This window comes from Actinoplanes sp. HUAS TT8 (assembly GCF_051380535.1).
In the GTDB taxonomy this organism is placed as follows: Bacteria; Actinomycetota; Actinomycetes; order Mycobacteriales; family Micromonosporaceae; genus Actinoplanes.
Genome location: NZ_CP195646.1, coordinates 10,338,918 through 10,350,951, shown reverse-complemented (window position 1 = coordinate 10,350,951; position 12,034 = coordinate 10,338,918). Strand labels below are relative to the sequence as shown.

9 protein-coding genes and 2 pseudogenes are annotated in these 12,034 nt (G+C 71.2%); 5 read left to right on the top strand and 6 right to left on the bottom strand.

Annotation, left to right across the window (positions count from 1 at the left end; genetic code table 11):
* Positions 1 to 605: 605 nt before the first annotated feature.
* The 3 genes and pseudogenes from ACSHV8_RS46320 to ACSHV8_RS46310 all read right to left on the bottom strand — a co-directional run.
* Positions 606 to 1,509: pseudogene (locus ACSHV8_RS46320) on the bottom strand (arginase family protein); the annotation flags it as partial.
* A gap of 42 nt (positions 1,510 to 1,551) precedes the next feature.
* Positions 1,552 to 2,487: a tetratricopeptide repeat protein gene (locus ACSHV8_RS46315; protein WP_436526867.1), complete on the bottom strand. Its 936-nt coding sequence runs from the start codon at positions 2,485 to 2,487 to the stop codon at positions 1,552 to 1,554.
* 344 nt (positions 2,488 to 2,831) lie between these two features.
* Entirely contained in the window at positions 2,832 to 4,016 is a 1,185-nt protein-coding gene (locus ACSHV8_RS46310; RefSeq protein WP_436526866.1) for an FAD-dependent oxidoreductase, read from the bottom strand.
* A gap of 56 nt (positions 4,017 to 4,072) precedes the next feature.
* Here ACSHV8_RS46310 and ACSHV8_RS46305 point away from each other — a divergent pair, with 56 nt between their 5' ends.
* Complete coding sequence (locus tag ACSHV8_RS46305; protein WP_436526865.1) at positions 4,073 to 4,657, top strand: PadR family transcriptional regulator; 585 nt, start codon at positions 4,073 to 4,075, stop codon at positions 4,655 to 4,657.
* Between the two features lie 9 nt (positions 4,658 to 4,666).
* On the opposite strand, the gene ACSHV8_RS46300 is transcribed toward ACSHV8_RS46305, so the two are convergent.
* Positions 4,667 to 5,851: an acetyl-CoA C-acetyltransferase gene (locus ACSHV8_RS46300; protein WP_436526864.1), complete on the bottom strand. Its 1,185-nt coding sequence runs from the start codon at positions 5,849 to 5,851 to the stop codon at positions 4,667 to 4,669.
* A gap of 74 nt (positions 5,852 to 5,925) precedes the next feature.
* Here ACSHV8_RS46300 and mce point away from each other — a divergent pair, with 74 nt between their 5' ends.
* From mce to ACSHV8_RS46280, 4 genes and pseudogenes are all read left to right on the top strand, one after another.
* A complete protein-coding gene (gene mce, locus ACSHV8_RS46295) occupies positions 5,926 to 6,423 on the top strand; it encodes a methylmalonyl-CoA epimerase (protein WP_436526863.1) in 498 nt (165 codons plus the stop codon).
* Between the two features lie 249 nt (positions 6,424 to 6,672).
* Positions 6,673 to 7,986 (top strand): cell division protein DivIVA, encoded by a 1,314-nt coding sequence (locus tag ACSHV8_RS46290; RefSeq protein WP_436526862.1) that lies wholly within the window; start codon positions 6,673 to 6,675, stop codon positions 7,984 to 7,986.
* A 240-nt stretch (positions 7,987 to 8,226) separates the two neighbouring features.
* The gene (locus tag ACSHV8_RS46285; RefSeq protein WP_436526861.1) at positions 8,227 to 9,612 is read left to right on the top strand and encodes a Laminin subunit beta-1; all 1,386 of its coding nucleotides are present in this window, start codon (positions 8,227 to 8,229) and stop codon (positions 9,610 to 9,612) included.
* A 66-nt stretch (positions 9,613 to 9,678) separates the two neighbouring features.
* Positions 9,679 to 10,813: pseudogene (locus ACSHV8_RS46280) on the top strand (AI-2E family transporter).
* 56 nt (positions 10,814 to 10,869) lie between these two features.
* Here ACSHV8_RS46280 and ACSHV8_RS46275 read toward each other — a convergent pair.
* Complete coding sequence (locus ACSHV8_RS46275; protein WP_436526860.1) at positions 10,870 to 11,670, bottom strand: alpha/beta hydrolase; 801 nt, start codon at positions 11,668 to 11,670, stop codon at positions 10,870 to 10,872.
* A gap of 10 nt (positions 11,671 to 11,680) precedes the next feature.
* Positions 11,681 to 12,007: a hypothetical protein gene (locus tag ACSHV8_RS46270; protein ID WP_436526859.1), complete on the bottom strand. Its 327-nt coding sequence runs from the start codon at positions 12,005 to 12,007 to the stop codon at positions 11,681 to 11,683.
* Between the last annotated feature and the right edge of the window lie 27 nt (positions 12,008 to 12,034).

Here is a 12,034-nt window from a genome sequence, read left to right as displayed (position 1 = left end):
CACCGACTCGACCTCGAACGCCGGCTCGACGGCCACCTCCGGCTCGGCCTCCACCGAAGGCTCGGCCTCCACCGGCTCGTCATCCGGCTCGGTCGAGTCCTCGGCCTCCATCGGCACGGCGTCCGGTTCGACCGGGGCCTCGGCCTTGATCGCATCCTCGGGCTCGACCGGCTCCAGCACGTCGTCCGGCTCGGCCAGGGCCTCGACATAAGCCGAATTGTCAGTCTCGTCGAGATCCTCGATCTCGGCCGCCTCCACAGCATCGACTTCGAGCTCGTCTTCGCCCTCGGCATCGGCAAGCTCGACGTCCTCGACATCCTCGACGACCGCATCAGCCGGATCCGGACCGAAGACGACGGCCTCCGCAGGATCGGAGTCCGAGACGATCTCGGCGGCCGGGTCGACATCCGACCCGACCAGAGCCGCCGGATCAGCCTTCGAGACAACCGCGTCGGCCGGGTCGGCCGGCGAGACGACCGCGGCCACCGGATCGACGTCGCCGGCGACCGGATCGGCTTCCGGCACGACCGCGGCCACCGCCGGCCCCGGCTGATTGGCCAGGTCACGCCGCGCGGCGATCAGATCGGGCCGGGGCGTCACCGTCCGCACCGGCGCCAGCCCGCTCACCACCGCCGACGTGATCTCGGCGGCGTACCGCCCGTCCGGGTCGTAGTCCGGGTCGAAGACGGTGATCTCCACCCCGAGGCAGTGGGGCGACTCCACCAGCCCGGTGAGCAGCAGTTCCAGTTCCGGGAAGGCGATGCCACCCGGATCGGGGGCGTCCACCGCCGGCATCACCGCCGGGTCGAGGACGTCCACGTCGACGTGCACCCAGTACCCCGCGCAGTCGACGAGCTGGTCCCGGGCCCACTGCGCGCTGCGCGCCGCCCCTTCGGCCCGCAGCATCGGCACCGGCCGGGTCACTATCCCGGCCGCCTGCAGATCCAGCCGGTACTCGTCCTGCGCCCGGATGCCGAGCACCACCACGTCGATGTCGCGGAAGTACGGCCGGCGGGACTCGATCGCGGCCAGGTTCGCCTGCCCACGGCCGGTGACCAGCGCGAGGTCCTCCCCGGCGGCCGCGCCCACGTACGACGCGTTGCCCGGGTGCCGGAAGTCGGAGTGCCCGTCCACGAACACGAGACCGATCCGCCCGCCGACCGCCTCGCCGAGCCGGTGCATGGCCAGCCCGGAGCCGATCAGGATGGAACAGTCCCCGCCCAGCACCACCGGGAACTCGCCGCCGTCGATGATCGCGCCGATCCGGTCGGCCAGCGCGCGCGAGTAGGCCGCGATCTCGGCCGCGTGCGCGACACCGTCGCCGGGCCGCCAGTCGCCCGGGTCGTAGCGCGGCGGGGTCAGGCAGCCGGCGTCCCGGGCGGCCAGCCGGGGCAGCAGTCCGTGATCGCGGAGGGCGCCGGGCGCTTTGGCGCAGCCCGGCACCGACGTGGGCGTCGGCGGGCGCAGGCCGAGATTGGACGGCGCGTCCAGAACGGCGATGCGTCGCACGACGCCCTCCCGCTGTTGTCGAGTCGGTCGAATCTGCCGGGTCTAGAAGAGTGCGCTCGCCAGGGCCCTGCGGGCGCCGGCCACCGCCGGGTCTTCCGGCCCGGCGACGGAGAACAGCGACAGCAGGTGCTTGCGCACGACGTCACGATCCTCTCCGCTGGTCCGCTTGACCAGAGCGATGAGCCGCGCATATGCGTCAGCGGCCTGCCCGCTCAGCACCTCGATGTCGGCGGCCAGCCGCTGCGCCTCGAAGTCGTCCGGGTTGGCGTCGGCCCGGGCCAGCACGGCCGCCGGGTCCTCGCCGCCGATCCGGCGGTAGAGCTCGACCTGCGCCAGACCGGCCTCGGCGGCCGCGTCGGCCGGGGACTCGGCCAGAATCTTCCGGTACGCCGCCTCGGCCGCGTCCAGGTCGCCGTCCATCAGCGCGTCGTCGGCGGCGTCGAGCCGCGGGTCCTCCGGCGCCTCGCCGCCACCGACCCCGGCCGCCTTGAGGACCGCGTCGATGTACTGCTTGACCTGCACCTCGGGCAGCACACCGGTGAAGCCCTCGACCGGCTGGCCGCCGATCACGGCCAGGACCATCGGGATGCCCTGCACCCGGAAGGCCTGGGCGAGCCGCGGGTTCGCGTCCACATCGACCTTGCCGAGCACCCAGGCGCCCTGGCCCTCGACGGCCAGCTTCTCCAGCACCGGGGAGAGCTGCTTGCACGGCCCGCACCAGTCGGCCCAGAAGTCGAGAACCACCGGCGTGGTGAGCGACCGCTGCAGCACGGTGCTCTCGAAGTTGGCCTCGGTGACGTCGACGATGGTCTCCGGGGCCAGGCCCGGAAGGCTGCCGGGCGCGGTGCCGGAAGGCGCGCCGTCGGTGGCGGCGGGACGGCTCGGCGCGGCGGGCTTGGCCGGTGCCGGGCTACGCAGCGCGCTGAGATCGACCGCGCCGCGGGTGAAGATCGACGGAGTGGTCCGTGGGTCGCTCATGGTTATCTAGTCTCGCACGCAGTACTGCCTCTTAGCGCCGCCGCCGGGCGGGCGTTATCCGCCGTCACAGTGCTTATCGGCGTCGCCTCCGGCTCGCAGGCATTGCGCCCTTGGCGGCCGACGTCGAGAAGCCCGAAAACGCCCTCGCTTCGCTAGCCGTTTTCGGGCTTCTCGACGTCGGCGGGCGCAATGCGTGGTAGGAGCGGTCAGACCAGCAACGGGGCGCGGCACGACAAGGGTTTTCCCCACTACCGCCGGGTGGGCGGAGGCGGGAGAGTCGTCGTCGAACCCTTCCATCCCCACCGCCCCGGCAGAGCCCGCCACTCTGCCGGGGTGCGGGCGGATCACGCCGCCGCGAGTGTGGGCAGGCGGTGGTTCAGAATCCAGGACTGCGGGTCGCCGTTGCGCATGAGCAGGCGGAAGACGGCGGGCATCATGGCGTCGCGGATCGCCGCGCCGACCGGCCCGAGGACCTTTCCGCTGTTGCCCCGGCGGCCGTAGGCGGCGACTTTCTCGACGCGGGGCCGCCGGATTGCCTCGTACGAAATCAATCCGGTTTTGATCTCGGGGTTCTGCCGAAGGCTGTGACCGAGAACGACCGCGTCCTCAAGGGCCTGCGACGCGCCCTGCCCGGAGGTCGGCGCGAGCGCGTGCGCGGCGTCGCCGACCAGCACGATCCGGTCGTCGTGCCAGACCTTGACCGGCCCGAGGTCCTCGGTGTTCCAGGGTCCGACCACGTCGTCGCTGGACCGGATGAGATCAGCCGCCGGTTCCCCGTCGAACAGTTCGAGCAGATGGGCTTTCCACGATTCCGGGGTGAACGAGCGCGCGTCGATCGGCTGCTTGCTCGGCGGATTCGCGAACCACCAGACCGACCCGTCGGGTGCGGTCGCCCAGCCGAAGAACGCCCGCCGCCCGAATGACATCCGCATCATTCCCGGCGGCGGCCCGTCGGCCGGCCCCGCAGTGAATCCACCGGCATTCAGCAATCCCAGGTAATGCGGTTCCGGCGCATTCAGATCAAGAGATTTGCGCGTACGGGATCGAAGCCCGTCCGCCCCCACGAGAAGATCCGCCCGCACGCGCCGCCCGTCGGCGAACTCGGCCTCGACCGCGTCCCGCCCGGTGACCGCCCTGGTCAGCGTCGCGCCGTAGGTCACCGGAATCCCCCGCGCCTCGGCTTCCGCCCGCAGCGCCGCGTAGAAGTCCGACCGCCGGATCGTCGTGGTGACCGTCCCGTCCGCGTCCGGCCCGCCCAGCGGCAGCTCGGCGAGCAGCCGCCCGGTCCGCCCGTGCAGGGCCATGACCGGGGTCGCGAAGCCCTGGGCCAGCACTTTCGCCGGGTCGAGGCCGAGCGAGCGCAGCGCGTGCAGCCCGTTCACGGCGACGGTCAGGAACGCGCCGCGCTCGTCCGCGACACCGCGCTCGTAGCGCTCGTGGATCACCGGTTCGAAGCCGGCACTCCGCAGGGCGATGGCCGCGGCGGTGCCCGCGACGCCTCCACCGATCACGACAGCAGTTTTAGTCATGTAATGACTATCCATAAAATGACTAAGGTCCGTCAAGGGGCCGTACGCTGCTTGGCATGAAACGGTCTCCACTGGCGATGCTGCTGCTGGCGCTGCTCGTGGAGACGCCGATGCACCCGTACCGGATGCAGCAGGTGATCAAGGAGCGCGGGCAGGACCAGTTGGTCAACGTCGCCCAGCGCAACAGCGTCTACCAGGCGCTGGATCGCCTGGTCCGGGAAGGTTTGGCGCGCGCCGGCGAGACGACCCGCGAGTCCGGCCGGCCGGAACGGACCGTCTACGAGGTCACCGAGGAAGGATCGGCCACGCTGCGTCGCTGGCTGGTCGAGATGCTGCCCACGCCGGCCCGCGAGTTCCCCGAGTTCCCGGTCGCCCTGGCCTTCCTGGCCCTGCTCGCCCCGGCCGAGACCCGCGAGCTGCTGCAACGCCGCGCCGAAACGGTCGCGGAAAAGGTGGCGGCGATCGACGCCCAGGCCCCACCCGGCCTACCGAGGTTGTTCCTGATCGAGGACGAGTACCGCGCGGCGATGCTGGGAGCCGAGTTGTCCTGGCTGCGCGGCGTCGTCGCCGACCTCGACAACGGCACCCTCACATGGGACCGGGCCATGATCGAGGAGACCATGGCCCGGTTCACCGGTTGAGTCGACCGGTCAGGCGGCCGGGACCTTGATGATCAGGGCGTCGCCCTGGCCGCCGCCGCCGCAGAGGGAGGCCGCGCCGGTGCCGCCGCCGCGGCGCTTGAGTTCCAGGGCCAGGGTCAGGACCAGGCGGGCGCCGGACATGCCGATCGGGTGACCGAGGGCGATCGCCCCGCCGTTCACGTTCACCTTGCTCTCGTCGACCTTCAGCTCGCGCATCGACTGGATGGCGACCTGCGCGAACGCCTCGTTGATCTCGATCAGGTCGAGGTCGTCGACGGTGAGGTGGGCCTTGTCGAGCGCGTGCCGGATGGCGTTGGCCGGCTGGGACTGCAGGGAGCTGTCCGGCCCGGCGACGTTGCCGTGGGCGGTGATCTCGGCCAGCCAGGTCAGGCCCAGCTCCTCGGCCTTGGCCCGGCTCATCACCACGACCGCGGCGGCGCCGTCGGAGATCGGGGACGAGGTGGCCGCCGTGATCGTGCCCTCGGGGCTGAACGCGGGGCGCAGCTTGGCCAGCGACTCGGCGGTGGTGTCGGGCCGGACACCCTCGTCGGTGTCGATCGGGCCGGGGGCCTTGCGGTCGCCCGAGGGCAGGGGCGCGATCTCCTCGGCGAAGCGGCCCTCGCGCTGGGCGGCGGCGGCCCGCTGGTGGCTGAGGGCGGCGAACGCGTCCTGCTCGGCGCGGCTGATGTTCAGCCTGGCGCCGGACTCCTCGGTGGAGGCGCCCATGGAGACGCCGGCCCACGGGTCGGTCAGCCCGTCCAGCGCCATGTGGTCCTTGACCACGGTGTCGCCGAACTTGGTGCCCTTGCGCTGATCCATCAGCAGGTGCGGGGCGTTGGTCATGGATTCCATGCCGCCGGCCACCACGATGTCGAACTCGCCGGCCCGGATCAGCTGGTCGGCCAGCGCGATCGCGTCGAGCCCGGACAGGCACACCTTGTTGACGGTGACGGCCGGGACGCTCATCGGGATGCCGGCCGCGACGGCGGCCTGACGGGCGGTGATCTGCCCGCCGCCGGCCTGCAGGACCTGGCCCATGATCACGTACTGCACCTGGTCGGGGGCGACGCCGCCGCGCTCCAGGGCGGCGGCGATGGCGTGCGCTCCGAGGGCGCTGCCGCTGAGGTGCTTGAGGTTGCCGAGCAGCCGCCCCATCGGGGTGCGGGCGCCACTGATGATCACGGAGCTGGTCACGGGGTCACGTCCGATCGGCGAGGGTGTGGTGGGTCACCCGGGCTTAACGATGAGTCAGGTCCGAGACTATCGGGATGACTGAGCACACATCGAGTACCGGCCATTCCGAGAATGTCACACTCGCGGGCCTCGAATTGCTGCGGATCGACCACGTCGGCATCGCCGTGCCCGATCTGGACGATGCCATCCGTTTTTACCAGGAAACGTTCGGTTTGACCTGTGTGCACCAAGAGACCAATGACGAACAGGGAGTCCGGGAGGCGATGCTCGCCGTCGGCGACGGCACCGGACCGCGGATTCAACTGCTGGCCCCGGCCCGGCCCGACTCGGCGATCGCCAAGTTCCTCGACCGCAGCGGTCCTGGCCTGCAGCAACTCGCCTACACGGTGGCCGACGTGGAGGCCGCGGCGGCCACTCTCCGGGCCCGCGGGCTGCGGCTGCTGTACGACACGCCGAAGCGCGGTACGGCCGGTTCGCGGATCAATTTTGTCCATCCGAAGGACGCCGGTGGGGTACTCGTCGAGCTGGTCGAGCCGGCCGGGGGCGTACCCCGAGCGGGTGATTCGGACTGACGTGAGCCCGGCCACCTGGCAGGATCGGTGCCATTGAGCAGGTCCGACGACCTCATCGGCCGGGTGGCGATCGTCCGTTGCCCCGAGTCAGCAGGTAGCGACGGGATGACGCCGGACCGGCCGGTGAGTGGCGACGGTCCCCCGAACGGCCCGGCACCCGCCCGCGCACCAGCTCAAAGCTGATCTACATTGGGGTTCCACAGACACTTCGCCCTTGCATGTCCGCCCCCTTCTCGCCAGGATGGCGCAATGCCCCAGCAGCAGGATCAGCACGTGGACTTCTTCGAAACCGCGAATACCCAGCACGACTTCACCGTCGTCCTGCGTGGTTACGACCGACAGCAGGTCGACGGCCACATCGGCCGGCTGCTAGCCGCGCTGAACCAGGCCTATCAGGCCCGTGGCGAGGCCGAGCAGCGCATGAACGACGCCCAGCGCCGGCTCCGCCAGGCCGAGCAGCGGCTGAACGTGCTGGAGCAGAAGCTCGCCGACAGCAACAAGCTGCTCGAGGAGAACAATCGGCCGACGCTCTCCGGGCTGGGCACCCGGGTCGAGCAGATCCTCCGGCTCGCCGAGGAGCAGGCGAACGATCACCGCAGCGAGGCCAAGCGGGAGAGCGAGGGCATCCTCTCCGCCGCACGGCTCGAAGCTCGTGAGATCACCGACAAGGCTCGTGCCGAGGCCGCCGCGATGAAGGCGACCGCCGAGCGCGAGGCCGGCCAGGTGCGCACCCACGCCGAGCGGGAGGCCGCGGAGACGCGCGTCCAGGCCCGGCGCGAGGCCGACACCCTCCGGTCGGACGCCGACCGGGAGACCAAGCAGCTGCGCACGGTCACCGCCCACGAGGTGGCCGAGCTCAAGTCGACGGTCGAGCGCGAGGTCTCCTCGCTGCGCGCCACCGCCGAGCGGGAGATCACCCAGGCCCGGGCCAAGGCCGGCCGCGAGGCCGAGGAGAAGCGCGCCGAGGCCACCAAGATGCTGGCCGACGCCCGCGACAAGCGCGAGAAGGACCTGCAGGCCCTGGCGCTGGAGATCGCCGAGCGCCGGGAGAAGGCGGAGACCGAGGAGTCGCAGCGGCACGCCGCCCAGCTCCAGGCCACGCAGAAGATGGTGACCGAGGGCGAGGGCCGGGCCCGCGCCGCGGAGGACCGGGCGAAGGAGATCGAGCAGCGCGCCGAGAGCCGCCGCATCGAGTCCGAGCGCAGCGCCGCCGAGACCGTGGAGAAGGCGCGCGCCCTCGCCGAGAAGACGGTCTCCGAGGCTCGGTCCGAGGCGACTCGTCTGCTCAGCGAGGCCCGCACCGAGGCCGAGCTGACCACCCAGGCCGCCCGCCGCGAGGTCGAGGATCTCACCCGGCAGAAGGACGCGGTCACCAACCAGCTCGGTCAGATGTTGTCCGGCCTCTCCGGGCTGGTGCCCGGTGTGGGTGGCGCTCCGGCGGCGGCCGCGGCCGCCGCGGCGGCTGCTCCCAAGCAGGCCGAGGCCCCTAAGCCCGCTCAGCCGGCCGCGCCCGCCGAGGCCGAGTCCGACGACGAGCCGGTGGCGGCCAAGACGAACTCGTAACGATCCGTCCCGGCTCCTCCGGTTGCGTACTCCCCGGGAGTGCGCGACCGTGGGACCGGTCGGCGGCTTTTGTGACGCAGGCCGTACCGGAGTTTCTCCGGCACGGCCTGAATCGTTTTGGCGCGTAGCCTGGGTTCCGCGCGGCACCCGGTCGGACAATTCGCAACTACCCGCATAGTCCCGCTCAAGCCGGTGTGTAACGACATGCCGCAGGACTAGGCGTATGTGAGGATGGACAGCATGTCGCACGGCGGTGAAATCTTCGGCCTCGGCGGAGACCCGGCCACCGAGCCGAGCTTCGAGTTCGCTCTGCGAGGTTATGAGCGGAAGCAGGTCGAGAGATACGTCGCCCGTGCCGAGAACGAGATCTCCGCCCTGGCCGCCGAGCGCGAGCAGGCCTATTCGCAGATCCAGGCGATGGCCGCGCAGATCGAGCGGCTCCAGCAGGAGATCACCGCGGCTCGGCGGAACAACGGCATGACCGGCGAGATCTCCTTCCGGCATCTCGGGCCCCGGGTCGAGCAGATCCTCGCGCTGGCCGAGGAGCAGGCCGAGGTGATCAAGGCGTCGGCCACCGACGACATCGCCGGCCGGCTGGCCGAGGCGGAACGGATCCGGGCCGAGGCCGAGGCGCACGCGCACGACGCGGTGCGCGACTTCGAGGTCGCCCTGGCCAGCCGTCGCGCCGAGGAGGAGAAGGCGGATACGGCCAAGCGGGCCGCGGCCGACAAGGCCGTCGCCACCGCCCGGCAGACCGCCGAGCAGATCCGCAGCGAGAGCGAGGCGCTGCTGGCCCGCGCCCGCGCCGAGGCCCAGCACCTGGGTGACAAGGCGACGCAGGAGGCCCAGCGGGCCCGCGCCGAGGTGGACGGTTACGTGCAGTCCACCCGCGTGCAGGCCGAGCAGGAGCTGAAGGCGCTGCGCGAGAAGACGAACCAGGAGATCACCACCCGCCGGACGGACGCCGAGCGCGAGCAGTCCGACCTGAAGGCGGCCGTCGAGCACGAGCTGGCGCTGCGCCGGCACGCGGTGATCGAGGAGCTCGGCCAGATGCGCGCCGGTGTCGAGAAGCAGTGCGCCGACCTGCGCAGCGAGGCCGACAAGTATGCGGAGGAGGTGCTCCGCCGCTCGGACGAGCAGGCCACGGCCACCCGCAAGGAGCTCTCGGCCCAGCAGGAGAAGATCGCCCAGGCCGGCCGGGAGTTCGAGGCGGCCGAGGCCAAGGTCGCCGAGGCCGAGCGTCGTCTGGCCACCGCGCAGGACCACGCCCGGGCCGCGGAGAAGGAGACCGAGGTCGTCGAGCAGCGGCTGGACGAGGCCCGCACGCAGCTGGAGAGCGAGTTGCAGCGGGTCGCCGACGCAAAGCGGGCCGGTGAGGCGGCCGAGCGGCACGCCACCGACGTCCGCCGTCAGGTGCAGCTGGAGGCGAAACGGGTGGCCGAGCTGGCCGCGGCCGCGGTGCTGGCCGCCGCCGCGTCGCCCGAGCCGGAGCCCGAGCCGGAGGCCAAGGCGACCGGGCACGCGGCGGTCGAGCTGGACGAGAAGCCGGCGTCCCCGGCCAAGGTGACCGCGTCGGCCAAGGTGACGGTCCCGCAGGCGAGCCGGGTGTCCGCGGACGCGGAGTAACGGGCTGGCGGCTCTTGCGCCACAGCGATAACGTCCGGGTCTTCCCGTTCGCTGTGGAGGTTCCGCATGTCATCCGAGCCCGTGGAGGCGCCGGCGGCCGAACCCGCGCCGGGTCCGGATCCGGATCCGGCGCCCGCCGTGGTCGGCAAGAGCCGGTTCGGTGCTCCCGGCCAGCCGCTGAACCGGCGCAGCCCGTTCCTGTTCGGCTTCCTGTTCGGGCTGGGCGTCATCGTGGCGTACGCGCTGTTCCTGGGGGTCCGGAATGCCGCCTCGATCCTCGTTCTGATCTTCATCGCGCTGTTCCTGGCGATCGGGCTGAACCCGGCCGTGGTCCGGCTCACCCGCTGGGGCCTGCCCCGCGGTGTGGCTGTGGCGATCGTCTCGCTGCTGGTCGTGGCCCTGCTCGCCGGCGGCATCATCGCCCTGATCCCGCCGCTGGTGACGCAGACCACCGAGCTGATCAACAACGCGCCGCAGACGATCGACGACCTGCGCCGCAGTGAGACCGTCAACGATCTGGTGCAGCGCTACGACATCGTGAACAAGGTGCAGAGCGCGGTGAACGCCGGCACCATCGGCAACGCGCTCGGCGGGGTGGTCGGCGGGGCCAAGCTGATCTTCGGGACGATCTTCAACGTCCTGACCGTGCTGGTGCTGACCATCTATTTCATGGCGTCCTTCGAGCGGATCAAGGAGGCCGGGTATTCGCTGGTCCCGTCCACGCGCCGGCAGCGGGTGCGGCTGCTCACCGACGAGATCCTGACCAAGGTCGGCGCGTACATGGTCGGGGCCATCTCGATCGCCGTGCTGGCCGGCCTGAGCACGTTCGTGGCGGCGATGCTGCTCGGCCTGCCCTACCCGTTCGCGCTGGCCGTCGTCGTCGCCGTCTGTGACCTGATCCCGCAGATCGGCGCCACCATCGGCGCGGTCATCGTCAGCCTGGTCGGTCTGGCCTCCTCGGTCAGCGACGGCGTGATCTGCATCGTGTTCTTCATCGTCTACCAGCAGATCGAAAACTATCTGATCTACCCCGGGCGTGATGCGGCGCTCGGTCAAGGTCAGCGACGTGGCCGCGGTCGTGGCCGCATTGCTCGGCGTGGCGCTGTTCGGCGTGGTCGGCGCGCTGGTCGCCATTCCGATGGTCGCCGCCATCCAGCTGATCATGCGCGAGGTCCTGGTTCCGAGCATGGATCAGCGTTGATTCACAACCCTTTGCGCGTACGGCGATAGGCGCGCCGCCATCGCCGTACGCCGAAATCAGTCTTTGAGGGGTTTTGGCACTTCGACGTCGGCGAAGGCGGCCACCGTGCGGTCGGCGTAGGCGTTCATGTCGCCCGTCTCCATCGGACCGTCCCAGGTCCGCGGCAGCGGGACCGGCACCTCGGGCGCGACCCGCGCGACGATCCGGTCGAGCACCTTCTCGGCGTCGCCGACCCACAGGTGTTTGGCGCCGGTCATGGCCACGACCTCGGCCTGCGGGATGGCCGCGAACCGTTCCTGAGCGGCCTCGGGGCGCAGATAGTCGTCGAACTCGGGGATCAGCGCGGTCAGCGGCTTGCCGTCGGCGGCCCACGCGGCCAGGTGCTCGGGCTGGGAGAACCGCAGCGGCGGGGAGAGCAGGACCGCGCCGGTGACGGCCGGCTCCAGGCCGTACATCAGGGTCAGGTCGGTGCCGAAGGACCAGCCGACGAGCCAGATGTTCGGCAGGTCGGCGAACTCCGCGTACTCGATCGCGGCGGCGACGTCGAACCGCTCGTCGACCCCGGAGGAGAACGTGCCGCCGCTGGTGCCGCGGACACTGCCGGTGCCGCGCGTGTTGAAGCGCAGCACCGCGAGCCCGGCCAGCGCCGGAAGTCGCCACGCGGCCTTGCGGAAGACGTGGCTGTCCATCATCCCGCCGTGGGTGGGCAGCGGGTGCAGGCAGACGAGGGTGGCCACCGGCTCGCGGTCCAGCGGCACGGCCAGCTCGCCGACGAGGGTGACGCCGTCCGCGGTGTGCAGCTCGATGTCCTCCCGTTTGGCCGGCAGGATCGAGTTGGCCCGGATCTGGTTGCTCATGGAAGAAGTCTCACCCATAGCGGGGAGCGTTTCTCGACCGCTCCACCCCCGGGCCGCGGCGGTCACGTGCGCGCCAGCAACCGGTGTGCCAGTGCCGCCGGTCGGCGCCGTCACCGAGGTCGTCGGCCGGCCAGGCCACCACGTGGGCCACGCCGGGCCGGATGTCCTGCATGCACCCCGGGCACAGGTACGTCTTCACGGCCGCCGCCCCGAAGATGTTGCGCACCATCCACTCGCCGTCCTGCCATTGCTGGACGCGCTGTTCGGTGATGCCGGGACGGTCGGAGTTCGGCTCTACCGCGTCATGGCGGCGAGGGCGATTGCGGCGGGGGCTCACAACGTCAATCGTACGTAGTGACTCGCC